Source organism: Verrucomicrobiaceae bacterium (genome assembly GCA_016713035.1).
Lineage (GTDB): Bacteria > Verrucomicrobiota > Verrucomicrobiia > Verrucomicrobiales > Verrucomicrobiaceae > Prosthecobacter.
The window spans coordinates 378,411-402,304 of the sequence record JADJPW010000009.1 but is presented as its reverse complement, the minus strand read 5'-3'; the positions used below and the strand labels follow the sequence as shown (position 1 = coordinate 402,304).

The 23,894-nt window shown below is 59.4% G+C and carries 20 protein-coding genes and 2 pseudogenes; 13 read left to right on the top strand and 9 right to left on the bottom strand.

The features are described 5' to 3' along the window. Positions 1–190: 190 nt before the first annotated feature. From IPK32_23055 to IPK32_23040, 4 genes and pseudogenes are all read right to left on the bottom strand, one after another. Positions 191–1,593 (bottom strand): annotated as a pseudogene (locus IPK32_23055) (hypothetical protein). Positions 1,594–1,644: 51 nt separating this feature from the next. Continuing rightward, positions 1,645–2,160, bottom strand: coding sequence for a DUF1080 domain-containing protein (locus IPK32_23050; protein ID MBK8094765.1), 516 nt, complete (start codon positions 2,158–2,160; stop codon positions 1,645–1,647). 185 nt (positions 2,161–2,345) lie between these two features. Further along, positions 2,346–4,505, bottom strand: coding sequence for a TonB-dependent receptor (locus IPK32_23045; protein MBK8094764.1), 2,160 nt, complete (start codon positions 4,503–4,505; stop codon positions 2,346–2,348). Positions 4,506–4,572: 67 nt separating this feature from the next. Beyond that, on the bottom strand, positions 4,573–4,986 hold the full coding sequence (locus tag IPK32_23040) for a hypothetical protein (protein MBK8094763.1): 414 nt from the start codon (positions 4,984–4,986) through the stop codon (positions 4,573–4,575). A 124-nt stretch (positions 4,987–5,110) separates the two neighbouring features. Between IPK32_23040 and IPK32_23035 the strand changes: the two genes are divergently transcribed. Genes IPK32_23035 through IPK32_23020 form a run of 4 tightly spaced genes read left to right on the top strand, consistent with a single transcriptional unit; the run spans position 5,111 to position 8,534 of the window. Next, complete coding sequence (locus IPK32_23035; GenBank protein ID MBK8094762.1) at positions 5,111–5,392, top strand: hypothetical protein; 282 nt, start codon at positions 5,111–5,113, stop codon at positions 5,390–5,392. Positions 5,393–5,400: 8 nt separating this feature from the next. Next, on the top strand, positions 5,401–5,850 hold the full coding sequence (locus tag IPK32_23030) for a periplasmic heavy metal sensor (protein MBK8094761.1): 450 nt from the start codon (positions 5,401–5,403) through the stop codon (positions 5,848–5,850). Then, complete coding sequence (locus tag IPK32_23025; protein ID MBK8094760.1) at positions 5,825–6,439, top strand: RNA polymerase sigma factor; 615 nt, start codon at positions 5,825–5,827, stop codon at positions 6,437–6,439. The genes IPK32_23030 and IPK32_23025 overlap by 26 nt, the downstream gene beginning before the upstream one ends. A 49-nt stretch (positions 6,440–6,488) precedes the next feature. Then, positions 6,489–8,534 carry a TonB-dependent receptor plug domain-containing protein gene (locus tag IPK32_23020; GenBank protein ID MBK8094759.1) on the top strand — a complete coding sequence of 682 codons (2,046 nt, stop codon included), beginning with the start codon at positions 6,489–6,491 and terminating at the stop codon, positions 8,532–8,534. Positions 8,535–8,580: 46 nt separating this feature from the next. Here IPK32_23020 and IPK32_23015 read toward each other — a convergent pair whose 3' ends face one another. After that, a complete protein-coding gene (locus tag IPK32_23015) occupies positions 8,581–9,366 on the bottom strand; it encodes a hypothetical protein (GenBank protein MBK8094758.1) in 786 nt (261 codons plus the stop codon). 118 nt (positions 9,367–9,484) lie between these two features. Beyond that, entirely contained in the window at positions 9,485–9,817 is a 333-nt protein-coding gene (locus tag IPK32_23010) for an iron-sulfur cluster assembly accessory protein (protein ID MBK8094757.1), read from the bottom strand. Between the two features lie 161 nt (positions 9,818–9,978). Here IPK32_23010 and mutL point away from each other — a divergent pair, with 161 nt between their 5' ends. Further along, on the top strand, positions 9,979–11,799 hold the full coding sequence (gene mutL, locus IPK32_23005) for a DNA mismatch repair endonuclease MutL (protein MBK8094756.1): 1,821 nt from the start codon (positions 9,979–9,981) through the stop codon (positions 11,797–11,799). A 109-nt stretch (positions 11,800–11,908) separates the two neighbouring features. Here the strand turns inward: mutL and IPK32_23000 are convergent, their stop codons facing one another. After that, the gene (locus IPK32_23000) at positions 11,909–12,985 is read right to left on the bottom strand and encodes a phosphoribosylglycinamide formyltransferase (protein ID MBK8094755.1); all 1,077 of its coding nucleotides are present in this window, start codon (positions 12,983–12,985) and stop codon (positions 11,909–11,911) included. 77 nt (positions 12,986–13,062) lie between these two features. Here IPK32_23000 and IPK32_22995 point away from each other — a divergent pair, with 77 nt between their 5' ends. Further along, a complete protein-coding gene (locus IPK32_22995; GenBank protein ID MBK8094754.1) occupies positions 13,063–13,443 on the top strand; it encodes a molybdenum cofactor biosynthesis protein MoaE in 381 nt (126 codons plus the stop codon). Between the two features lies 1 nt (position 13,444). Here the strand turns inward: IPK32_22995 and ilvD are convergent. Next, positions 13,445–15,159 (bottom strand): annotated as a pseudogene (gene ilvD / locus IPK32_22990) (dihydroxy-acid dehydratase). Positions 15,160–15,814: 655 nt separating this feature from the next. Between ilvD and IPK32_22985 the strand changes: the two are divergent. Then, complete coding sequence (locus tag IPK32_22985; GenBank protein MBK8094753.1) at positions 15,815–17,407, top strand: hypothetical protein; 1,593 nt, start codon at positions 15,815–15,817, stop codon at positions 17,405–17,407. After that, positions 17,377–18,915: a c-type cytochrome gene (locus tag IPK32_22980; protein MBK8094752.1), complete on the top strand. Its 1,539-nt coding sequence runs from the start codon at positions 17,377–17,379 to the stop codon at positions 18,913–18,915. Before IPK32_22985 ends, IPK32_22980 begins: the two co-directional genes overlap by 31 nt. Before the next feature lie 42 nt (positions 18,916–18,957). Here IPK32_22980 and IPK32_22975 read toward each other — a convergent pair whose 3' ends face one another. Next, positions 18,958–20,193, bottom strand: coding sequence for a hypothetical protein (locus IPK32_22975; protein ID MBK8094751.1), 1,236 nt, complete (start codon positions 20,191–20,193; stop codon positions 18,958–18,960). 93 nt (positions 20,194–20,286) lie between these two features. Here IPK32_22975 and IPK32_22970 point away from each other — a divergent pair, with 93 nt between their 5' ends. The 5 genes from IPK32_22970 (at position 20,287) to IPK32_22950 (ending at position 23,880) form a co-directional block, all read left to right on the top strand. Beyond that, positions 20,287–21,408: an SGNH/GDSL hydrolase family protein gene (locus IPK32_22970; protein ID MBK8094750.1), complete on the top strand. Its 1,122-nt coding sequence runs from the start codon at positions 20,287–20,289 to the stop codon at positions 21,406–21,408. Continuing rightward, a complete protein-coding gene (locus tag IPK32_22965) occupies positions 21,405–22,283 on the top strand; it encodes a hypothetical protein (protein ID MBK8094749.1) in 879 nt (292 codons plus the stop codon). The genes IPK32_22970 and IPK32_22965 overlap by 4 nt, the downstream gene beginning before the upstream one ends. A 136-nt stretch (positions 22,284–22,419) precedes the next feature. Continuing rightward, a complete protein-coding gene (locus IPK32_22960; GenBank protein ID MBK8094748.1) occupies positions 22,420–22,740 on the top strand; it encodes a hypothetical protein in 321 nt (106 codons plus the stop codon). Then, positions 22,709–23,569: a hypothetical protein gene (locus tag IPK32_22955; GenBank protein ID MBK8094747.1), complete on the top strand. Its 861-nt coding sequence runs from the start codon at positions 22,709–22,711 to the stop codon at positions 23,567–23,569. Before IPK32_22960 ends, IPK32_22955 begins: the two co-directional genes overlap by 32 nt. Further along, positions 23,551–23,880 carry a hypothetical protein gene (locus IPK32_22950; GenBank protein MBK8094746.1) on the top strand — a complete coding sequence of 110 codons (330 nt, stop codon included), beginning with the start codon at positions 23,551–23,553 and terminating at the stop codon, positions 23,878–23,880. Before IPK32_22955 ends, IPK32_22950 begins: the two co-directional genes overlap by 19 nt. Positions 23,881–23,894: the final 14 nt, after the last annotated feature.

The window sequence follows — 23,894 nt, the reverse complement described above, 5'->3', positions numbered from 1 at the left end:
TACCCAGCGGACACGCTGAATGGAATCGCCATCCGAAAAGAAAAAGTAGTAGTGGGTACTTGTCGCATCTTCCCCTTCTTCAGCCCAGTACACTTGCTCGGCGGCCGCGAGAGGCGAAAGACCTACAAAGATAAAGAGGAGATATTTGAGTAGCTTCATAAACCTGAATACGGCTCGCTGCAGTATCAACTCACCTCCCCAGCCGCTCCAGCACATTCTTGGTGATGCGCACGACATGCGCGTCATTGCCTTGCAGGCCATGCGACCAGTCGGTGGTGGCGGCGGTGAAGACGGTGCCGGTGTTCGTGTAGAGGCCGAGGCAGGCGGCGCCGGTGCGGCCGATCTCCCATTTCTCATACCACTCGACGTCGTCGGGGTGCCAGCGGACGGGGCAGGTGCCGAGGACTTCGAAGGTCTTGGGCGTGCCGTCTTGGTGTGTGGCGAAGGGCAGGCCATCGCGCCACTCGAGCTCGCAGCCATCGCATTCGTAGCCGACGATGGTGTCCTTCGCGCCAAAGCGGTCGCCGCGCTTCAGGCCGGTGCCTTCGTAGATCCAGTGATCAGGTCGATGGACGATGAAGGAGGCGTCGCCGTCCATGAACTGGCCGTGGCTGCGCATGTAGCCGCCCCAGAGAAAGCCGACGCCGGTGAGTTGGTTTTCCGTGCGCTGGAGCAGGTGATGGCTCCATGCGGTGCTGAGCGTCTTGAAGTCGCGGGTCTGGAAGACGGGATCGAGGTGGTAGTTTTGCTTGAAGCAGGTGAAGGCGCGGCCCTCGGCCTCGCTGCGCACCTGCCAGCAGCAGGTGTTGCCGCTGAAGAAGGCCACGTTGCCACCTTTGGCGATCCAGGCCTCCAGGTTGTCGCGCATCGGTGTGTCCAATACTCGTCGTGGCCGACGCTGAGGACGAGTTTGTAGCTGGCGAGCATGTCGGGGCGGAATTCGAGGTCGTCATTGGCGGCAAATTCGAGCGGGTAGCCGTTTTGCTCCGCCCACACGACGAAGGGCAGCTCCCAGCGGGCGAATTGCGACGGGCCGGGCCGCTCAAAGCTCACGCGACTGCCCTGGTTCTTCGAGAGGCTGTTGTAGGCATACACGGAGAAGCCGCCCCAGTTGTTGTAGGCGTTGTAGGTGTTCGAGCAGAGCTGCAAAAGGATCTTCGAGGTGCTGCCGGGCCGCGCCTGGCGCACGATGAACCACGCGCTGCTGCTGGCGGTGCGTGCGCCGCGATGCGTCCATTTGCCACCAGCATCGGCGGCACGCAGTGCGACCTCGTAGTAGCCGCTTTTCCAATCCGCACCGACGGGCACGCGCACGCTCTCCGGCCAGCGGCAGCCATTCGCGCTGGCATCCTCCGGCACGGGATGCGCGGCACCGGGCACATCGGCCTTTTTCCACATGACCTCGCGTTTCGCACCGAGTCGCGTGACTTCGATCTCAAACTTCGCCGCCGTGGTACTGACGTGGATGGGGATCTCTTCGCCCTGAGCGACGCTGCGCTGACCAGCGTAGCCTTCGATGAAAAGTGGGACAGGATCAGCGGCGTGGAGCGAGGAGCAGGCCGCGAGGAGGAGAAGGGCGATGGAGCGGAGCATGCAGACGCTACGCGGCGGAGATGGCGGCGCTTTCACCCATGGGCAAATGGCTCACTTCAGTTCCTTGATTCGCACATTGCGGTACCACACACGCAGCGCTTCGTCTTGGAAGCTGATGTGGCCTGCATTGGGCCGATCTGCCATCTTCATGGCTTCGAGGGTGGTGTCGATGACTTGCTCGCCATTGAACACGACCTTCACGCTGCGGCCACGCACGGTGATGGTGTAGCGATTCCACTCGCCAGCGGGCTTGACCATGTTCTTCGAGGGGCTGGTGCCATGGACGATGCCGCCGCAGTCGTGATGACCGGGCTTCGCTAGGCCGTGGGTATCGAGGATCTGCACCTCGAAGCCGCTTTTGACGTGATCCTTCAAATCACCGACTCGCATGAAGACGCCGCTGTTGCCCTTGGCATTGATTTTGAATTCCAGATCGAGCACGAAGTCGGCATACTGCTTCTCCGTGGCGATGTAGGCATCGTAGCGCTGCCAGCCTTTTCGCCTTCGCGTGGATGGAGTGAGACGCTGCCATCCGGCTCGACGAGCCAGTTCCCAGTGGTTTTCCATCCCGTGAGGTCTTTGCCATTGAAGAGCGGGACAAAGCCCGCCTCATCCGCAGCGGGATGCTGAGCACGGGCGGAGAGGGTGAGCAGGAGAAGGAGGGCAAAGGCGAGGTGTTTCATGCGGCGCAGTGAAACGGGCACTGCGCCGCGAGTGTTTCGAGTGCCTTTGGCCCCCCATCCCGACTGGGATCACCACTTCCACTCCACACCAGCGTAAAAGCTGCGTCCGTCACCTGGGAGGAAAACGCGGCTCTGGGCAGGGATGGTGGCGTTTTGGACCACGCCAGTAGTGGGGCTGTAGTTTTCGTCAAAGATGTTCCGCACCTCGGCGAAGAAGCTGGGGCCTTTTTTCGTGCGGTAGCCGATCTTGAAACCGAGCAGCGCATACGGATCGGCGAAGGTGGTGCGTGCGAGATCCGCCGCATAGCGGTGCGGTGACCACTCGAAGTTCGGCCCGGCGTAGAAGCCGCTGGGGTGCTCATAGAGCAACTCTGCGCGGTAGTAGAAAGGTGGCACGCCGGGCAGCATGCGGTCACCCCAGGCAGCATCGCGGGCAAAGCGGAAGTCATTCCACAGGAAGTTCTGCCGCAGCGTGAGGTGGTCCGTGAGCTTTGCATTCAGAGCGAACTCGACACCCTGATGAATGGTGCGACCGGCATTGGTGGTGAGTGTCGCATTGCCAGGAGCACCCAGGGTGAGGTACTCGTCGTCGATCCACGCGTAGTAGTAGCTGAAGTCCCAGGCGAGGCGATCTGTCTCGCCGCGTGTGCCGAGCTCCAGCGTGGTGGCTGTCTGCGGCTTCAGTGCGGCCAAACCGACCGATCCGGGCGTCACAGCGACGAGTTCACCAAAGGACGGCGGCTCAAAGCTGCGGCTAGCATTGAAGTAAACCTGCGCCTGCGGTGTGATGTCCCACAGCAGGCCCAGCTTTGGGCTGAAGCCCCAGTATTCCTGCCGGTCATTGTTATTCGGACCGGTGAGCGTCTGCTCATTGAGGTCGGGATTGGCGTAGATCACGGAGGCACCTGCGATGAGTGAGAGCGTGTCGCTGAGATGCAGTTGATCCTGGAAGTACACATTGAAGTTGGCGGACTGGAGCTCGTTCTGCGCGGCGATGGCACCGCGCTGGCCGCCGAGATTGGCGTAGCGATTGTCCTGCACGTTTCCATACATGTAGCCGAGGCCGATGGTGAGATCGTTGCGCCGTCCAAACAGCGTGCCACGGCGATCGTAGCGCAGATCAAAGCCCACATCATTGCTGAGCTGGTCGATGACTTGGAAGATCGGGTGATCCAGATCCTTCCAGCTCCAGAAGGCGGAAAACGTCAACGTATTGTCCCCATCGCTGTAGGTGAGCTTGTTCGCGAGGCGCAGGAGCTGGTAGTCGCGGCGCTGGCGGCCGATGATGTTTGCTGGCGCAGCGAGTTGCGGATTGAGTTCGAACTCCGCCTTCGTCAGACCACCGGGCAGTTGCGACTTGCTGTCCACCCAGGTGAGGTAAAAGCGGTTTTCCAGGTTCGAGCTGATCTTCGTGCCCACATTGGCAAAGAAGCGCAGGCTCTCCTGCTCGCTCCAATCACGGAAGCCATCGGTGTGCGCTGCGGTGAGGCCTGCGTAGCCATCCGTGTCACCCTGGACGAATCCACCGCTGATCTGCGCCCGCAGCGTATTGAAACTGCCGGCTTCAAAGCGTGTCTGGAGTGCGGGTACATCATGCCCCGTGTGCGAGACGAAATTCACCGCCCCACCGAGCGTGGTGCCGCCATATTGCAGTGCATTCGCACCGCGAAAGACCTCAATGTACTGCGCCGCCATCGGATCGATGGCCTGCATGTCGAATCCGCCGTCGGCGAGATTCAGCGGCATGCCATCCTGCATCAGCCACAGCCCGCGGCCATGAAAGGTGCGCTGGATGCCACTACCACGGATGGAGATACGCGCCTCCTCCGAGCCGAAGCGGCTCTGAATGAGCACCCCAGGAGAATAATCGAGCGCATCCTTCAGCGTCGCTGCACGGCCCGTCTTGTATTGCTCCGCATCGACCACATTGGCCCCACCAGCGACGGTTTTGGCGATTTGCTCCTTCTTTTCCGTGATCGAAGGCACGGTGATGGAAGGTGATTTTTGAGCGGTGATGACGGTTTCGGGGAGTTGTCTGCTAGGTTGCTGTGCGTGTGCCGAGGTGAGGAGGAGGATAGAAGATAGAGAATAGAAGATAGAGGATTTCATAAAAACGATGGTGTTTGGCGTGCGCAGCGATGGCGCAGGCGCGGGTTGAGTGAGGCAGACACGCTTGATGTCTGCATTTTGGATGACCGCAGAGCTTGGAAGACCGCCGAGATATGGCATCTCAGATCGGCTTCCTCTGCGGTTATCCCATCTCTGCGGTGTGATCCTTCAAAGATGGCGCTTTAGCTCAAACCCATCGCGGCGGCGGTCCGGTGATTTCCTCGAAATGAACGACGTTTTTCGTCAAAAAGGCCGCGTAGGCCACTTTCACGCCCTCTGGCGCAAAAATCACGAAATGACCCACCAACACCGCATCGAGCTTTTTGGCCACTTTGGAGCCGGTAGGCATGGAATCGTCCTTTTTCTCCTTTTCGCGGCCTTCTTTGACCGCAAGGCACAGCGGACACGGATGCTCTCCATCGAAAGTCTTCTCCACCGCCTCCATCACGCTGCCACCAGTGAGATTCGACACCAACATCCCCGTCCACGCGATGCCCTGGAGCACTCCCCAGTGCATGCCGAGCGAGAGACACAGCAACAGCACCACCACTCGCTGCATGAAGCAGCTCCGATGGGGCTGAGGACTGGTGGTTGGCGACATTTTGCCGGGCCATAGACGAACTTCATCAAATTGTCTAGCATGGCCTTTGCGCAGGAAAGATGAGCGACTGATGATCAATTAGTGCTTCACCAAAGGCTGATCTTCCTTCATAAAGCCGCACACCATGAATGACCATGATCTCAATCGCATGCTGAAACGTGCTGCCACTGCGGGGGCGGGAATGGCCCATGTGCCAGGGGAGCTACAAGGAGGCATCATGGAGCGTGTGCGCAGGGATGAGGGGCGTGCACAGCGCTGGCGCTCATGGGTGCGCGGGCTGATCATCGCCGCAGTGGTAGCAGGTGTCGTCACGGCCTGTGCCGTAGGCTACCTGCTGGCTGCTCAGGACACGACGCATACCACGCCACCTGTGATGAAACTTTTTCGCGAGGGCCTGGCCAAATGAATGGGCGCGTGAAATGGCTGCTGCTCTCCGCTTTGTGCTCTGCTGTGCTGGCAGGTGGCACGGCATGGTTTGTCACGGACTGGGCACTGCATCGCCATGGCGAGAGCCACGCCCATGATCACGCGGAGCCGGATTTACACGCGTGGATGCATGAGCACCTGGATCTCACGCCTGAGCAACACACAGCCATGGAGCCCTATGAGGCAGCGTTTGAAAAAGAGCGCACTCGCCTGCAAGCGGACATCCGCAGTGCTGGTCAGGACGTCGCCACAGCTCTGGACGCGGCCACGCTGGATGATGCGCGGCTCAAGGCTGCTCTAGAGAGGCTGAATCAAAGCCAGGGCGAGCTGCAAAGGCAGACGCTGGACCATTTCTTTGCCATGAAGCGCTACCTGCGACCTGCGCAGGCGAAAAAACTCCTCGAATGGACCCATGACAGCCTTGCCCGCGAGCCTTGACCTGCCGATCGCACTCGGTGAGCACGCAGCGGCACAAGAAAGCGCCGAGCTGCTGAAAATCCATGCCGCGCAGGCCGGCGATATGGCCGCATTTGAGTGGCTGGTGCATCGACATGAGGAGCGTCTTTATACCTTCTGCTGCCGCTGGCTGTGCTGCACGGAGGATGCGCGGGAGGTCTGCCAAGATGCCTTCGTGCGTGCATGGCAGGCGCTGCCGGAGTTTGAGTGCCGGGCGCGGTTTTCGACGTGGCTATATCAGATCGCACTGAATCTCTGCCGTGACCGCGCCAAGACCCGCGCCACTCGCCAGAGGGAGCACACAGTGGCGCTGGATGAGGTGGTGCAGACGCCGCCCTGCCCACAGCCTGCGCCAGACACCAATGCAGAATGGCAAAGCGAGCTGCAAAAGCTGGAGCGCGGCATGGCGGCACTGCCAGATCATCTCCGCGCCGTGCTGATCCTCACGACGCTGGAGGGCCTCAGTCATGTCGAGTGCGCTCAGGTGCTAAACTGCACGGCCCGTGGCATCGAGGGCCGCCTCTACCGTGCCCGGCAGATGCTCATGCAGTGGTGGGATGCTGTGCCGTAGCCACCTTATTTCCGTGGGCTGTGGGCAAAGGTGTCGTCTGAGGAGGTGCATGAGCCATTTTCGCCTTCTTATCCTTCTGACCTGCCTTTCGCCGATTTTTCCATCCTCGGCTCAAAATGTGCAGGAATTGGAGGAGACGATCATTGAGGGCAAAGCAGAGGAATTGCTGCAAAAGGCCGCTTCTGCATCAAAAGGCCAAACCAGCTCCAAAGAGCTGATGGAGCGGCCTTTTTCTCGCCGGGGTGAGCTTTTGGAAAGTGTGCCAGGCATGATCGTGACGCAGCACAGTGGCGATGGAAAGGCGAACCAATACTTCCTACGCGGTACGAACCTGGACCACGGCACGGACTTCGGCATGTACCTCGATGGCATGCCGATCAATCTGCGCACACATGCACATGGACAAGGCTACTCGGATCTGAACTTCATCATTCCCGAACTCGTAGGTGAGCTGGAGTACTGGAAGGGCAACTACTACGCTCCTCTGGGCGATCTGAGCAGCACGGGCGCAGCGCGGTTCAAGCTGGTGGATGCGCTGCCGCAGGGCATCCTGAGCAGCACTTTCGGTGCGTATGACTACACACGCACACTGGTGGCAGACAGCATCCAGGCCGGTGCAGGCACGCTGACGGTGGCGCTGGAGCACCAGTATTATAATGGCCCATGGGATCTGAGCTCCGATGCCACACGCTGGAACGGGTTCGCACGTTGGCATTGGGAAAATGGCCGCGATAAGTTCAATGTGACGCTGATGGGCTACCACGGTGAGTGGATGAGCACGGATCAGGTGCCGCAGCGGGCCATCGACTCGGGTTTGATCGGTCGCTACGGCTTCATCGACCCGACGAACGGTGGGAACTCGCAGCGCTACAGCCTCAGTGCAGATTGGGAGCGTGTGGAAGGCCGCGTGACGACGAAGGCGAATGCCTATGTGGGATATTACGACCTCGATCTGTTTTCAAACTTCAGCTACTTCACCGCAGGACCTGGTGGGGACCAGTTTGAGCAGGTGGAGAGCCGCTGGTTCGCAGGCGCAGCAGCCTCACGCGACTGGCGCTGGGATGCACTGGGCCATGAGCAGCGCTTCAGCGCAGGCGTGAATATGCACCATGATTTCATCAGCGGGATCGGCCTGCATCAGACCACCGCACGGCAGCGCACGGCGACTGTCCGCGAGGACGACATCTACCAGGCCACCTACGGCCTGTGGAGCGAGCTGGAATTCAAGCCGACCGATTGGCTACGCGTGATCCCCGGCCTGCGAGCGGACTTTTTCCACTTCAACACACGCCACAGCACCTTGCAGGAAAACAACGGCTCACTGACGAAGGGCCTGATGAGTCCGAAACTCGCGGTGATCTTTGGCCCATGGCAAAAGACGGAACTTTACCTCAATGCAGGCATGGGCTTTCACAGCAATGACACACGCGGTGTCACGCTGGCGACCGATCCCGCGACGCTACTGCCTACAGATCGTGTCGATCCTCTCCCACGCAGCTATGGCGCGGAGTTTGGTATTCGGAATGAAAGCATCCGTCACATGGTCAATACACTGAGCTTCTGGTGGCTGCGCAGTGACTCGGAGCTGATCTACGTGGGGGATGCGGGCAGCAGTACGGCAGGTCCTGGCAGCGAGCGCTTTGGTGTGGAGCTCTCTAGCTACTGGCGGCCCACAGACTGGGCCATGGTCGATGCAGAGGCCACCTGGACTGCCGCTGCACTACGTGGTGCCGCCACGCCGAGTGCCTCCATCCCCGGCAATGTGCCAGTGACGCTGAATGCGGGCTTCACGCTCGGGAAGGCAGAGGGTTTCTTCGGCAGTCTGCGGGCCCGCTTCTTCAGCCCACGCCCGCTGACAGAAGACTTCGCAGACATCCGTGCTCGCGAGAGCCTGCAAGTGAACGCCCGCGTCGGCTACCGGCGGAAGAACTGGGAAGTGTCCTTGGATTGCCTGAATCTGCTCAACCGCCAGGACAACGACATCGAGTACTACTACGATAGTCAGCTACCTACCGAGGCAGTGCCCGCGTCTGATCATCATGTGCATCCGGTGGAGCCACGCATGCTACGAGTGAGCATGACTTGGCGCTGGTGAGAGATCAGGCTGTGGATCGCAGAGGTGCATCGAGAGCACCTGCGAATCACTCTCCACTCTGTGCGGCGACTTTTTCTGCCGCTGCCTCTGGGTCACGTGAGACAGGCCAGTAGGCACTCATGTTCAGCAGCTTGGGTGGCTGCATTTTAGTGGGCTTGCCATCACGGGAATTCAGGCCGCTGTAGGTGAGCGGCATGAGTGTGGCGCAGAGCCGATCATGCGCATACTTTTGCACATTGAGCACCGCAGCGAAGGTATTGTTTTGATCCAGCATGAGCATGTCGCCCACTTGGTAGGGATCTGCGGGGCTCTTGAGGCCGGGCATGAGGATTTCGACATCGACGTCTTCGAGCTCGAGCGAGCGAGCACGCACCACCCATCCATCTACGATGACATCCGTCTTTTCTAAAGGCCGCGTCGTGACGACCTCGAATTTACCCGTGACATAAATGGGCTGCTCATGCTTGTAGTTGCGGATGTAGGAGCGCTTGAGCATGTCGTTTTTCACAACGAGCTGCTCATGCGAAAAAGCAAAAAATTCAGCGAAGAGCTCCTTGGATGCTAAAAACTTCCCGCCTGGGATGGTGTACTTCGAGAAAGGACGGAGGTCGTCGAGCTTATCAAATTTGGCGAGGACACGGTAATTGAAGGGCTTTTCGGGGTGCGAGAGCACCATGATGCTGAAGAACCAGCAAAAAGTGGCCACCCCCATCAAGAAAGTGATGAGGATCGTCCACCAGAAAATCCCCCCCGTGTCTTTTCGCTTCGAGAAGCCGCTACCGCCTCCATAAGAGCGGTATTCGCTTCCGTCGCTGAGAAATCGTACATGCATGTCGGGATGCGTAGCAGGGTGAAAAGTGCGTTACTTTGGCTCAGAGTTTACTAGAAACCAGATTCTTTGAAAAGATATTTTATGATACGTGCTAGTTGGCATCGGATGAACAGTGGTCTTATGCCGCCTGGGGTTCAAAAGAAGTGCCGCAGCCGCAACTTCGGGCCGCGTTTGGATTACGAATTTTAAATCCTGCGTCGTTGAGCGAATCCTCGTAATCAAGCTGGCAATCACTCAGATACTTCATGCTTTCAGCATCGACGAAGACCGATACGCCATGCTCCGTGCTCACGAGATCATCCGCATGGCGCAGATCCACCTTCATCACATACTGCATGCCTGCGCAGCCGCCCTTCTCCACACTCAGGCGCAGTCCGTGATCTTGCGGAGAGCCTTTTTCGGCCAGCAAGTCGCGGAGATGAAGCGCAGCGGATGGAGAGATGGAAATCATGTACAACAATGCCAATGATGAGGCGTCAAAAGCGGCGCTGGGGTGGGGTTTGCAAAGAGCAGACAGCGAGCCAAGGTGGCCGCCCGTCTGCTCGCCAGCGCAGCGCTGCTATGAAGGCGCTACGGCCTTCGCGCAAGCCTCTTATCACCAACTTTTTTGCCATGTCGAAAATCCGCATTCTCCCCGACGCCCTGGCCAGCCAGGTAGCCGCCGGCGAAGTCGTGGAGCGGCCCGCAGCCGTGGTGCGCGAGCTGGTGGAAAACAGCCTCGATGCCGGTGCCAGCCACATCGAAATCCACGCCCAACGCGGCGGCATGGCAATGCTCAAAATCGTCGATGACGGCAGCGGCATGGACCGCGAGGACGCGATGCTCAGTCTCGAAAGACATGCCACCAGCAAAATCCGCACCAAGGATGACCTCGCAGCCATCATGACCTTCGGATTTCGCGGTGAAGCAGTGCCCAGCATCGCCAGCGTATCGCGCTTTCGACTCGCAACACGAGAAAGAGACGCCCTCGTCGGCACCGAAGTGGAAGTGAATGGCGGCAAGCTCATCGAAGTACGTGACCACGGCGGCGCAGGCGGCACCACCATCGAGGTGCGCTCACTTTTCTTCAATGTCCCCGCACGGCGGAAATTCCTGCGCACAGAGCCCACGGAATTCTCGCATGTGGAACAGCAAGTCATGCTGCACGCCATCGCCAATCCGCATGTCGCATTCACACTGACACACAATGGCGCACCCGTTTTTCACCTCCCGGCCACGCGTGATCTGCTACAGCGCATTCGCGGCCTCATGGGCGATGAGCTGGCCTCACGCCTGCTCAAAGTAGATCAGCAAACACATCACGGCATCACCATCAGCGGCTACATCGGCGGACCAGGCATGAGCCGCTCGAATCGGCAGCAACAGATCACCTATCTGAACGGACGCCCCATCGAAAGTGCCAGCATCAGCTACGGCCTGCGTGAAGGCTACCACACCGCGCTCATGAAGGGGCAGTATCCTGTCACCTTTCTCTTTATCCAAATGGATGCACACGCCTACGACGTGAACGTGCATCCCGCAAAAAAGGAAGTGCGCTTTCATGATGGCAACAGCGTCCGTGATGCCATCGCCCGCGCCATCAGCCGCACCCTGGAAACGGCCAACAAACTGCCCACCGGCCATGCCCCGAAGCGCCCAGAGCCAATATCGGCCACGGAACCACACACCGAGCCAGCAGAGCCGAAACAGGAGGTTTTTCGCCTCCCCGTCACACCCAGCTCCGCACCGCTCAAACGCGATTTTTCGCCTCCACCAGAGCCAGAGCTCCCAAAGGCCGTTTCGCGGCCAGAAGTAGCTCCCGCGCCCCCTTTGCCAGCGGTCGAAAAATCCGAGCCCAAGAGCGAAATGCCCGAATTCCGCATCATCGGCGTCCTGCAGAAGCTCTACGTGCTCATGGAGAGCCGTGAGGGCCTAGTCATGATGGATCAGCACGCCGCACATGAGCGCGTGAACTTTGAAAAATTCCGCCGTGCCCTGGAAACTGGTGGCGTGCCCTGTCAGCGGCTGCTCATGCCCATCACCCTGCAAACCACGCCACGCGACGCCGATCTACTCAAACAAAACCTGCCATCCCTCAGCAAACTCGGCATCGAGATCGACGCCTTCGGCCCGAACACCTTCAAAGTCGAAGCCGTCCCCGCATTCCTCAAAACCGACGACCCCGCCGCATGGCTCGATGGTGTCATCGAAGAACTGCGCAGCATCAGCAGCAAAACATCCTCCCTTCGCCTCAGTGAAGACGCCATCGCCACCACCGCATGCCGAGCCAGCGTAAAGAGCAACGACATCCTGAGCATCCCCGAGCTACAAGCCCTGCTCAAAGACCTCTTTGCCTGTGAGATGCCCTACTGCTGCCCCCACGGACGTCCCACCCTCGTCCAAATCGGCACCGCCGAGCTCGAGCGAAAATTCGGCAGGCGAGCTCCAGTGTAGAGGAAGTGCTCCGTTTTCTAAAAAGGACGGCGCCCTCCTCCCATCGCAAGCTGTGATAACCGCGAACAGGGAACAGGGAACAGGGAACAGCGAACCGAGAACCGAAACCTCACCCCACCCTCAGTCCGCGCTCTCGCCACTCGGCTAGCACCTTCGGCAGTAGCACATGCTCTACCGACTTGATGCGTCCGTGCAGCACCGCTGCCGTGTCTCCAGGCAGCACGGGCACGCGGCCCTGCTCTAAAATTTGCCCCGCATCGATCTCCGCCGTTACCAGATGCACGGTGCAGCCCGCCTCTGCATCGCCGGCATCCAGTGCATCCTGCACGGCATGCGCTCCTTTGTGCTTCGGGAGCAGGGAAGGATGCACATTCACGATCCGGCCTGCGTAGGCGCTGATCACTGGGTCCTTCAAAATGCGCATGAAGCCCACCAGCACCACCACATCCACTCGTGCACGCTCGAGGTGCTCGAAGATCTCCTTCTGTGCAGCCTCTCCCAGTTTTTTCGGGTTCGCACCTGCATCCACATATTGGGCGGCTAGCCCCTCACGCCGGGCGATGGCTAGGAAACCGCTCTCTTTTTGATCCGAGATCGCCACGGCCACCTCCGCGTCAAGGCGGCCACTCTGGATCGCATCCACGATGGCCTGAAAATTCGTCCCCACACCGCTGCCGAGCACGCCTAGGCGCAGTTTCGCCGTCGGTGCGGCCATTTTGCGAATCGTCGCCGTCGTCGAGCGTCCAGGCACCAGTGGCAGGATGCGGATTTCTGCGCCCACTGCCTGCAAAGCGGCACGCTCCTCCGCATTGAGCGAATCCACGGTGTAGTCGCCGCCTTTCGCATAAACATGGGGCTGGATCGCCTCGATGAGCTGTGTCGCCCGCTCATCGCCGAAGACCACCACGGCATCCACCGCCTTCAGCGCCATCAGAACCTCTGCGCGATCATTCTCGCTGTTGAGTGGCCGCTCCGGGCCCTTGAGCGCACGCACGCTTGCATCGGAATTCAGCGCCACCACCATGGCATCACCCAGAGCGCGGGCATCCGCCAAGTAGCGCACATGGCCGGCGTGCAGCAGATCGAAGCAGCCATTGGTAAAGACCAGTTTTTTGCCCTCTGCCGCGAGTTGATCACGTAGCTGCCTCACTTCGGCAGCGCTTGCAGGGATGAAATCAGCGGTCATGGAATGATGCAGTGAGTATTGGCGAAAAACGCCTCTTTGACTCATAACTCAGCACTCACAACTCCTAACTCTCCTCCATGCCTCCGGTCGTCATCCTCAGCGAAGAGCCTATCCAGACAGTCCAGACTGTTTTTCAGGCGGGTGAGGGCGCAGAGGTGCAGTTTTTGGGCGTCGTGCGTGGTATCGAGGAGGGCCGCCAGATTAGCGGCATCGACTACAGCGCCTATCTGCCCATGGCGGAGAAAACGCTCCATCAGCTCACCCAGCGCGGCCAGCAGGAGCACGGCGAGCACCGCCTCTACATCCAGCATCGTTTGGGCTTCGTCGCGGTGGAGCAGCCTAGCATCCTCATCCGCGTCCGCACGAAGCACAGCGCAGAGGCCTTTGACCTCTGCCGCTGGTACTTGAAGGAAATCAAAGCCACCGTGCCGATCTGGAAGAGACCGGTGTGGGTGTGACTCACAGCCCCAGATCCGTCACGGCACCGTGACTGGCGTCGCTGGTCAGCTTGGCATACTTCGCCAGCACACCGCGGGTGTAGCGTGGCTTTGGCTGCTTCCACTTGGCCAAACGGGACTTCAGCTCCTTGGCAGGGATGCCGAGGGTGATGCTGCGCTTCTCTGCGTCGATGGTGATTGGGTCACCATTCTTGATGACGGCGATCGGGCCACCGACAAAGGCCTCTGGCGTCACATGGCCGACGACGAAGCCGTGGCTGCCGCCGCTGAAGCGTCCGTCCGTGATGAAAGCGACATCTTTGCCCAAACCCTTGCCCATGATGGCGGAGGTGGGTGAAAGCATCTCACGCATGCCGGGGCCGCCTTTGGGGCCTTCCATGCGCACGACGATGACGTGGCCCTTTTTGACTTTGTCGTTCAAAATGGCCTGTAGCGCGGTCTCTTCGGACTCGAACACGATGGCCTTGCCGCTGAAGCTGAGGCCTTCTTTGCCAGAAATCTTGCCCACAGCGCCTTCGGGGCAGAATTGCCTTTGAAGATGACGAGGTGGCTGTCCTTCTTGATCGGATCGCTCAGCGGACGAACGATGGTCTGACTCTTCGGCCAGAAGATCTTGGAGTTCTTCATGTTCTCCTTCATCGTCTTGCCAGTGACGGTCAGGCAGTCGCCGTGCATGAGGCCTTCGTTCACCAGGATGCGGATCAGCGGGACGGTGCCGCCGATTTTGACCAGGTCGTTCATGAAGTATTTCCCGCTGGGCTTCACATCGGCCAGCACCGGCGTTTTTTTGCCGATGCGGACGAAGTCCTCGATGCCGAGCTTCACGCCCGCGCTGTGCGCCATGGCGATGAGGTGCAAAACGGCGTTTGTGGAGCCACCGAGCGTAATGATGAGCGTGATGGCATTTTCAAAGGCCTCCTTCGTCATGATGTCGCGGGGCGTGATGCCCTTCTTGATCATGTTCATCACCGCCGCGCCAGCGTCGAAGCAGTCGATAAGCTTTTCGTTGCTCACAGCCGCCTGGGCACCGCTGTTTGGAAGGCTCATGCCGAGTGCCTCGATGGCGCTGGCCATCGTATTGGCCGTGTACATGCCGCCACAGCTTCCTTCACCAGGGATGGAGTGCTGCTCGATGTCGATGAGCTCCTTGTCGCTGATGAGGCAGTTCGCATGCTTGCCCACGGCTTCAAAGACGGTGACGATGTCTGCGTCCTTTTTCTCTGCGCCGACACAGCCAGGGAGAATGGTGCCGCCATAAACAAACACGCTGGGGCGATTCAGTCGTGCCATGGCCATGATGCAGCCCGGCATGTTTTTGTCACAACCACCGATAGCGACGAAGCCGTCCAGGCCTTCGCAGCCGACGACGGTTTCGATCGAGTCGGCGATGACTTCGCGGGAGACGAGCGAGTATTTCATGCCCTCCGTGCCCATCGAGATGCCGTCGGAGATGGTGATGGTGTTGAAGATCACGCTCTTGCCACCAGCGGCGTCCACGCCCTTCGCGGACTCTTTGGCGAGGCGGTCGATATGCATGTTGCACGGCGTCACCATGCTCCAGGTGCTGGCGATGCCGATCTGCGACTTCTTGAAGTCCTCCCGCTTGAAGCCTACCGCGTGCAGCATCGCGCGGCTGGCGGCACGTTCTGCCCCATCGACGACGATGGCGCTGTGTTTGCGATGAAGGGATGATGTGGAGGCGGCTTTCTTGGGCATAGCGGTGGGAAAAGGGGCCACCAGTGTGGCGCGGAGAGGCATGGATGCAAGGTGAGGCTGATCCACGGAATACACGGAACACACGGAAAGCTTTGCGCGTATAGGATTTCGTTATGCGACTTTATCCAAATGTCCTTTTCGCCTCATTGATCCTGACTGGGTGTGTCATCCCATGTCCAAGTGTTTCGACAGTGGCGACCGGCTGTGGCGGCACAGTAGTGGATGCTTGTTCAGCGACACCGGTCCCAAATGCGGTTGTGCAGATTTCACATACGAGGCGGGTTTTTAGCGAGGGGCAGCCCCCGCCAGTTACGCAGGTCCAAACGGTCCGAACTGGAAACGACGGTCAATTCAGATTGCCTCCGACTCGGCAGTATCACTGGGGTTATTTGTTCGGCGTAGCACTGAATTACCGACTGCCATATCCAAGGCGATTTGATCCTGATAGGCCGTTGAAAGTGGAAGCTAGCCACCCTGACTTCCAAAGCGCAGTTTGGAATGCTTCCCTCAGGAAAACAGGTTTCAATGCCATCGAACCCGTTCCGGCCGATAACTTCGTGATCAAAATGTCGCCGAAACCATCTAGCTCGTCCTCCCGATGAAAAACTTCATCCTTCCGTGTATTCTGTGTCTTCCGTGGTCGTTCCTCAGGGCCTTGGATTTCCCCTCCACGCCGCCCGTGGAGCCGCAAAAGGCCGCGAAGACCTTCCATGTGCTCGATGGCTTCGAGATGCAGCTCATCGCCGCAGAGCCGCTCGTCACCGATCCTGTCGCCATCACCTACGATGCCGATGGCCGCGCCTACGTGTGCGAGATGAATGACTACCCCTACACTGACAAGGCCGCGCACAAGCCTGCCCAAGAAAACCCCACCGATGCGCACATCGGCAAAGTCCGCCTGCTCACCGACACCGATGGCGACGGCACCTTCGACAAGGCCACCGTCTTCGCCGAGGGCCTCTCGTGGCCCACCGGCACCGCGTGCTGGAAAGGTGGCATCTTCGTCACCGCCACGCCGGATGTTTGGTATCTGAAGGACACGAATGACGACGGCGTGGCCGATGTGCGGCAGAAAGTCTTCACCGGCTTCAAAAAGCTCAACGTGCAGGCCGTCATGAACAACCCCATCTGGGGCCTCGACCACCGCATCTACATCGCCGGTGGCAGCAATGGCGGCGAAATCCAGCGCGTGCCCGGCAGCGAGAGCGTCATGCCGATTCCAAAAGACTTCAAACCTCTGCCCATCAAGCGAAACGACTTCTCCTTCGACCCCAGCACCGGCGATGTGCGCCTTGAAAGCGGCGGCGCACGCTTTGGCCAGACTTTTGATGATTGGGGCAACCGCTTCCTCTGCAACATCCGCAATCCCTGCCAGCACGTCGTTCTGCCGTATCGCTACCTCGCACGAAATCCGTACCTCGTCGTCCCCAGCGCCCTCAACGACTGCGCCGAGGCCGGAGACCAGCTCCCCGTCTGGCGAACCAGCCCGCCCGAGCCCTGGCGCGAGTTCCGCGCGAAGCGCTGGGTGCAGGAAGGCAGCCACCTGCCAAAAAGCGAGCTCGTCGGTGCCGGCGTTGTCACGTCATCGAGCGGCATCACCGTCTATCGCGGCGATGCGTATCCGAAAGAGTATCGCGACTTCGCCTTCGTCGCCGATGTGGCTGGAAACTTGCTCTACCGCATGAAGCTCGTGCCCGACGGCGTCACCTTCAAAGCCGTGCAGGTCGATGGAACGAAGAACTTCTGCACCAGCGACGACCTCTGGTTCCGCCCCGTGAATTTCGTCAACGCCCCCGACGGCTGCCTCCACGTCTGCGACATGTACCGCGAAGTGATTGAGCACCCCTGGAGCATCCCCGACGACATCCACGCCGCCGTCGATCTCCTCCGCGGCAAAGACAAAGGCCGCATCTGGCGCTTAGCGCCGAAGGCATGGCAAAGGGCAGAGGGCAAAGAGCGAAGAGTCAGAATCTCCGATGCGAGCACCCAAGATCTCGTCGCCCTCCTCGATCACCCCAATGCCTGGCACCGCGAAACCGCCCAGCGCTTGCTCTTCGAGCGCCAGGACCAAGCCGCCGTGGAACCGCTGCGGGGGCTGGTGAAGAGCGGGAAGACGGCGCAGGGGAGAATCTGTGGACTGTGGTCATTAGATGCCCAAGGATTTTTGGTTCGTTTGATTCGAAGCGCTTCGACGAGATTCAGGACTCTGGCGGTTACATGTCCGATGAGAATAGCATCAAAGGCTTGAAGTTGCTTGAATCGCTTGGTGTGCACCTTGAGGGCTATGGTTTGCTGCAAACAGCCATTCAAGACGCAAGCCCGTATGTTCGACGTGAAGCCTTACGAATCCGTCCGCAGGCGTTACTCGGCGAAATCAGCTCTGAACACATCTTCGAGTTGCGCCCCGAAGCTGCTCAACTGCTGAGTGACACTGATTTGACGGTCGCCATCGAAGCCATTCACCTTCATGCTTTTGTTTCCAGCCCTGCCTCATTGGATGTGATAGGCGATTTGTGTGTTAAGCATCAATACGAGCCGCATCTTCTCCGAGCTGCCTTGCTGGCAAACGGTTCTTTCCCTGGCCCGCAAATGGCGAAAGCCGTTTTGTCGCAGAATTTTGACACCTCACTCCCGCTACAAGACTTTGCGAGTGAGTGCATGAAGATGCTTGGCAGGCGGTGCAAAGACGTTCCCGTTAATGATGCTCCATTCTATGCTGCTCAAGCCCTGCAAAGCAGGAAGAGTATTGATTCCATCACCGTCAGGCTCATGGCTGATTTGGGGGCAGAGTTGCGGAAATCGGGCGTTTCACTGCAAGACTTCGTCTTTGAGCATTTCCACGACGATAGGAACAAAATTTGGAGACAGGAATTGATAGACAGTGTGTTGAACACCTTGGCTAATTCAAAAGCCGCACCCTCGGATCGTATCAACGCCATCAGGCTTTTGCCAGACACTGGCGGCTCAGCCGAGGCCGCCCGTCTGTCTCTGGCGTCTCTTTTGACTCCCAACAACGATCCGACCACTATCACAACCGCCCTCGAAGCCCTTGGCGCTTACTGGGAACCCGTCGTGGCGGATGCGATCATCGAAGCCTGGCCGACCCTGACCCCTCCGCTCCGGGAAAAGGCTGTAACTCAACTGCTCATGCGTGCGGATCACGTCAGCAAGCTGCTCGATGCCATTGAGAACAAAACAATTCTACCCAGCCAAATCACCGCAGCAGCAAAAGCTACACTTGGAAGGCAGAAACTCCCATATCTCAAGGAACGCATCGCGAAGCTCATCGGCGATGGCTCGTCGGCGAACCGGAAGGAGGTCATCGACAAGTATGCTTCCGTGATGACGATGGCCGGAGACGCCGCCCGCGGTGCCAAAATCTACGAAACGGCCTGCATGGTCTGCCACAAGTTCGCGGACAAGGGCAACGACGTCGGGCCGCACCTCGGCACGATCAAGGCGTGGACCGCCGATCAGCTCGTCACGAACATCCTCGACCCGAATCGCGAGGTCTCGCCGAACTTCGCGCTCTACCTCGTCGAGACGAACGACGGTCGCACCCTCAGCGGCCTCATCACCAGCGAGACCGCCGGCAATCTCACCCTCAAACGTGCCGATGGCGGCACGGACACCGTCCTGCGCAGCGAAATTAAGACCCTCACCAGTCCCGGCATCTCCCTGATGCCCGAGGGGCTGGAAGCCGCCATCACCCCACAGCAGATGGCGGATTTGATCGCTTTTCTAAAGCAGCCCTGACACGGTTGCTTCTATTAAGGCGTATCTTTCCCAGGCTTGGACTCATAGATTTTTTTCTGGCAGGGACGGCACCTCGTGGCCGAGATGCTGCCGCAGGGATGCGCGGCAGTCTCCGCAGAGGTTCAGCGTCTTGGCGTCATGTTCGGCGAGCGACTGGGGATAGGAACGTGGGCAGGATGGATCAATGGGCCGCGCAGCTCCCAGAAGAGTGCCCACGCTGGAGAGCATTTGCTTGAGCAGCCGATCCGATAGCCGATTCGCATCGGGTGGCTCTCCTTGAAACTCCGCCACAAAGCGAGCGCACGAATTGACCGCGCAAAGTGGAGGCCCCACCGAGGCTCCAAAGCAGTAATTGCTGTCACCGATGTAGAGATCGACATGCGTGACAGCCAGCCAGATGACTTGGTCACTCTTCATCTGACGCGCATGTCCTGCAATGGTGTCCAAAAGAATGCCCGCATCCCATTGCTCGTCATACTTGGACTCTGCGAGCTGGCGGCGGTTGCGGCGGAAGTTTTCTAGTTCCTCGGCGGACCTCGTCTCGCGAATGATCGCTTCGACGAGGTTCACGACATCGAGATCGGTCGGTTCATAGGTGCGTATTCCCTTTGCTTTCGCAAACTGGCGCAGCTGTGGGTCATCCCACTTCACGTCCTTACGTAGGCTCATCGCCCATCGGTGAAAGGCACTGCGGTGTGCCTTTGGCAAGGCCATCTTCTCCTCCAAAATCATCACGGGTAGGCCCAAGGTATTTTGCAGGCCTCTACCGCAGCGGTTCAGTAGCCAAGTGGGCGGATTGCCCAGAGGGATGATACACACCGTTTTGCCTTGGGATGCTTCGATTTTAAAAAACGGCAGTTTTTCAGGCTCGGCCTCTTTCAGCCAGACGCGTGCTTTCTCTTTGACCTCCATGTCCTCGGCACGTTGCCAAGCAGAGCGTGCCCACCTCGCGGCCTTGTCCGTCTGTCCCACTGCGACGAGTGTGTCTGCATAGCCTAAGTAGTGCTCCAGTGTCCAGGGCGACAGCCTCAGTGCCTCCTCATACATTTTGAGTGATCGCTCATTGTCTCCCTCCTCATGAAGCCGTCCAGCGGCACGAAAGACGATGCCGGATTGATGGGCCGCTTGAATATTATCGCCGCTGCGGGCCATTTTGAGGATCGCTTCTGCATCTTGGAGCAGAGTCTCTGTCGAGGCTTTTCTCTCCTCGGCGACAAGGCTCATGGATAGAAGGCAGGAGCCTACAGCAGTCAAAAAATGACGAGTGAATTTCATCATGCACAAGCATGCCATAGCCAGGAGAGCATTGTCACGTTCAAAATCCGAGCGCCGCCGTGAGAAGTGTCTGCTCCGTGCCGTTCTCCGCTGTGCATGAAAGCCTCACTTGCTGCCTTCCTTCCACTCTTCGTTCTCCTTGCTCACGCTGCTGCGCAGGTGCCCAAAGCTCCCGCTAAATCCAAAGCCCCGGCGGTGCCGGTGGATGCTCAGTGGCATGATGTGACGACTTGGGGCGTCGAGGGACGTGGCTGGGCCGATCAGGAGCGGAAGCGCTGGTTTGACCGATTCCCCGCCAAGGCAGAAAAAACCGTCACACCGGCCGTGTGGGGCCTCAGCCGTGACAGCGCAGGCATGATGGTGCGCTTCAAAACCGATGCGAAGGCCATCTACTGCCGCTACGACCTCGCAAAGCCGAATCTGGCACTCCCCGCTATGCCAGCGACGGGTGCGAGCGGGCTGGATCTCTATGCTCGTGACGAAAAAGGCCAGTGGCGCTGGGTCGCCTGCCCGAAGCCGGATAAGCAGCATGTGGAAGCCGTCATGATCAGCGATCTGGCCCCCGGCGAGCATGAATTCGCCGCCTACCTGCCCCTCTACAATGGCATCGAGAAACTGGAGATCGGTGTGCCGAAGGACGCCCACTTTGCCGGCCAGGCACCGCGTGAAAAGCCCATCGTCTTCTACGGCACCTCCATCACCCATGGAGCGAATGCCTCACGCCCAGGTATGGTGCACACAGCCATCCTCGGTCGCCGTCTGGATCATCCGGTGCTGAACATCGGCTTCTCCGGCAATGGCCGCATGGATGCAGCTGTGGGTGACCTCATCAATGAACTCGATGCCGCCGCTATCGTCATCGACTGCCTGCCAAATATGCAGCCTGCGGACGTGGTGGCCAAATGCGTGCCCCTGGTGAAGCAACTCCGCGCCAAACACGCCACCACGCCGATCATTCTCGTAGAAGACCGCCGCTTCACGAACTCGTGGATCACCCCCGGCAAAGCCAAGTTCCATGACGACAATCACGCCGCGCTGAAAAAGGCCTACGAGCAGCTCCAGGCCGAAAAAGTGCCACACCTCAGCTACATCAGCGGCGATGCCCTCTACGGCACCGATGCAGAGGGTGCCAACGATGCCTCCCACGCCACCGATCTCGGCTTCATGCGCCAAGCGGATGCCTTCGAGCCCGCGCTGCGTGCTGCTCTGAAAAAATGATCACCATGTTGCTGCGCCTCTTTGGGATCTTCTTTTGTGCTGTCTCGGCTGCTTTGGCCGAGCTGCCAGACATCCGCACGGTGGCAGCAGATTTGGTCGTGCCAGAGATGCGTGATGGAGTGCCCGCTGCGGGTCAGAGAGTGCGGCACTGGCTTGCGGGTCGAGAAAAATCGCCTGTGTATCATGTACTGTATCTGCCGCCAGAGTGGAAGGCGGGCTCCAAGTGGCCCGTGATCGTCGAGTGGGCCGGAAATGGCGGTTACACGAACAAGTATGGCGATGTCAGCTCGGGCCGCCCAGAGGGTAGCTACCTTGGCTACGGCCTGAGCGGTGGCACGGGCTGCATCTGGCTGTGCATCCCGTATCTGAATGCCGCAGGCGATGATCTGGCCCTGAAGTGGTGGGGCGATGCACCCACGTATGATGCCCAGCCCACGCTCAACTATGCCCGTGAGGCCGTGGCGGCCATTTGCCGAGATTTCAGCGGCGATGCGCAGCGGGTGCTGCTGTGCGGTTTCTCACGCGGAGCGATCGCCTGCGGCTTTCTGGGGCTGCATGATGATGAAACTGCGGCGCAGTGGTCTGGGTTCTTCGCCTACAGTCATTTCGATGGTGTGCGGCCATGGCCGTATGCAGGATCAGATCGTGATTCAGCCCTGAAGCGCCTCCAGCGGCTCCGTGGACGACCTGTATTCATCTGCGGTGAGGGTGAAAATGCCGCTCAAACAGAAAGCTACCTGCGCCCGCTCCTGCCCACGGCTGATTTGACCTTCCTCTGCACCGGCTTTCGCAATCACAACGACGCCTGGACCCTACGCCCCTCTCCTGCACGAGAAAAAGCCCGCGACTGGCTCCAGCGTGTGCTGAAGCAGTGAACTGTGGCCTGTGTCTGCGGCAATGTGTTTTGCGTGACGCAGTTTGGGGATTTTAAACCCAATGCCGCTAAGCAAAAAAGCGAAGAGGGGCGAAAAGAGTGCTGTACAACTGAGTAGCTGAGTCAACTAGCGGTAGATGGTAAAGCCATCCAGCCCACCGCGATACGAACATCATCTCTCTGCACGCATCCGCAAAAAACTCGGCGTCGAGCAGTTGCCCGAGGAACTGCGGGCAGAGCCAACGCACCAAGGGCCGCGACGCAAACTTCTCGGTTGGCAACTCATCGCCGGCATGGTCGCCCAAAGTCTGCACGCTTGCGGCAGCCTACAGCAGATCATCGGTCGTTATTTTGCTGTGCGCATCAGGCTCCGCGGCGCTAAGCCAGCGTCGTTTGAAGATATCCACCCAAGCTTTCGATGCCTGCATGCGCCACTCCCTGGTGCCGCTAGCCTGTGAGCAGCGGCATCCAGCGTGTTTTTTCGCCGGGCTGCGCTTGGTCGGCATCGACGGTGGGCAGTGGAACCTGCTTAACACCGTGCAGATCAACGCCCAAGTGCCCAAAAGCCGCAGTCGTCGTGCGCAGGCAGCCTTTGCCAAGCTCTCCATGAGCACGCTGGTCGAGCTCGGCACCCATGCACCGCTGGCCGTATCGATGTCACTGGGTGCGCTCAATGAGAAATCGCTGGCCGATCCGTTGCTCGCCGCGCTACCAGGCTCGCAGCCTGCTCATCGCCGACCGCTATTACGGGCAGGCTCCGATGCTCAAAGAACTGCAAAAACATTCGCAGCGCACGCAGAGTCACTTTTGGTCCGCGTGCGGCAAAAGCTCTCCGTGCGAGTGCAAAGCGTGCATGCCGATGGCAGTGCGGAGGTGGTGGTGAGTCTGCGCGAGCGTGAGAGCCCATGCGCAGACTCGTCAACAACAGCTCCGTCCAAAGCTGACGAGAAGCAGACACCCGAGGCGAACAAAGCGCGGGGCCGCCCGCGCAAACATCCGCCGATGCGCCAGAGCGAGTTGCCAGTGCGCGAGATCGTGGGGCGAGTGCGCAACGCCGCTGGAGAGTGGGTGAAGGTGCGGCTGTGGACGAGCCTGAGCGTGCAGCAGGGCAGTGCGCGTGAGTTGTTGACGTTGTATGCGAAGCGCTGGGAACAGGAAGTCTTTACAAAGAACTCAAGCTCGTGCTTCACGGAGGGCATTTGCTCAGCGCACAACGCACTGAGACAGCACAGCAAGAACTCGCCGCGCTCCTCATCGCCAGCTCACTGGTGGCTGAGGAGCGACTAGCCTGCGCACAGAGCAGTGAGGATGAAGAAGTCCGGCAGGCAGGAGCGCTGCGCATCAGCATGAGCCACTGTTTGGAGCACACCGTAGCGCTGCTACTGGTGCTGGAGGCAGCGCAGGGCCTCATGGACGAGGCGGCACAAGGAGTGCTGGTGCGCCGAGCGCGAGAGCAAATCGCCCAAGCCGCGTTGCCAGCGCGACGAAGACGTAGTTGCCAGCGCAAGGTGCGACAGCCCGTGAGCAAATGGCCACGCCTGCTCTCGACCTCTTCTCTCCAAGCCAGCGACGATCTCATCATCGACCCTTTTGCTTAGCGGCATTGCGTTTA

Bases quoted from the DNA above. Each gene is read 5' to 3' on its own strand.
- IPK32_23025 (MBK8094760.1), top strand. From the start codon at position 5,825: ATGACAGCCTTGCCCGCGAGCCTTGACCTGCCGATCGCACTCGGTGAG.
- IPK32_22970 (MBK8094750.1), top strand. From the start codon at position 20,287: ATGAAAGCCTCACTTGCTGCCTTCCTTCCACTCTTCGTTCTCCTTGCT.
- IPK32_22995 (MBK8094754.1), top strand. From the start codon at position 13,063: ATGCCTCCGGTCGTCATCCTCAGCGAAGAGCCTATCCAGACAGTCCAG.
- IPK32_23020 (MBK8094759.1), top strand. From the start codon at position 6,489: ATGAGCCATTTTCGCCTTCTTATCCTTCTGACCTGCCTTTCGCCGATT.
- IPK32_23010 (MBK8094757.1), bottom strand. From the start codon at position 9,817: ATGATTTCCATCTCTCCATCCGCTGCGCTTCATCTCCGCGACTTGCTG.
- mutL (MBK8094756.1), top strand. From the start codon at position 9,979: ATGTCGAAAATCCGCATTCTCCCCGACGCCCTGGCCAGCCAGGTAGCC.
- IPK32_23015 (MBK8094758.1), bottom strand. From the start codon at position 9,366: ATGCATGTACGATTTCTCAGCGACGGAAGCGAATACCGCTCTTATGGA.
- IPK32_23040 (MBK8094763.1), bottom strand. From the start codon at position 4,986: ATGTCGCCAACCACCAGTCCTCAGCCCCATCGGAGCTGCTTCATGCAG.
- IPK32_23045 (MBK8094764.1), bottom strand. From the start codon at position 4,505: ATGCCATATCTCGGCGGTCTTCCAAGCTCTGCGGTCATCCAAAATGCA.
- IPK32_22965 (MBK8094749.1), top strand. From the start codon at position 21,405: ATGATCACCATGTTGCTGCGCCTCTTTGGGATCTTCTTTTGTGCTGTC.
- IPK32_23000 (MBK8094755.1), bottom strand. From the start codon at position 12,985: ATGACCGCTGATTTCATCCCTGCAAGCGCTGCCGAAGTGAGGCAGCTA.
- IPK32_23050 (MBK8094765.1), bottom strand. From the start codon at position 2,160: ATGGAAAACCACTGGGAACTGGCTCGTCGAGCCGGATGGCAGCGTCTC.
- IPK32_22980 (MBK8094752.1), top strand. From the start codon at position 17,377: ATGTCCGATGAGAATAGCATCAAAGGCTTGAAGTTGCTTGAATCGCTT.
- IPK32_23035 (MBK8094762.1), top strand. From the start codon at position 5,111: ATGAATGACCATGATCTCAATCGCATGCTGAAACGTGCTGCCACTGCG.
- IPK32_22960 (MBK8094748.1), top strand. From the start codon at position 22,420: ATGGTAAAGCCATCCAGCCCACCGCGATACGAACATCATCTCTCTGCA.
- IPK32_22955 (MBK8094747.1), top strand. From the start codon at position 22,709: ATGCGCCACTCCCTGGTGCCGCTAGCCTGTGAGCAGCGGCATCCAGCG.
- IPK32_22975 (MBK8094751.1), bottom strand. From the start codon at position 20,193: ATGATGAAATTCACTCGTCATTTTTTGACTGCTGTAGGCTCCTGCCTT.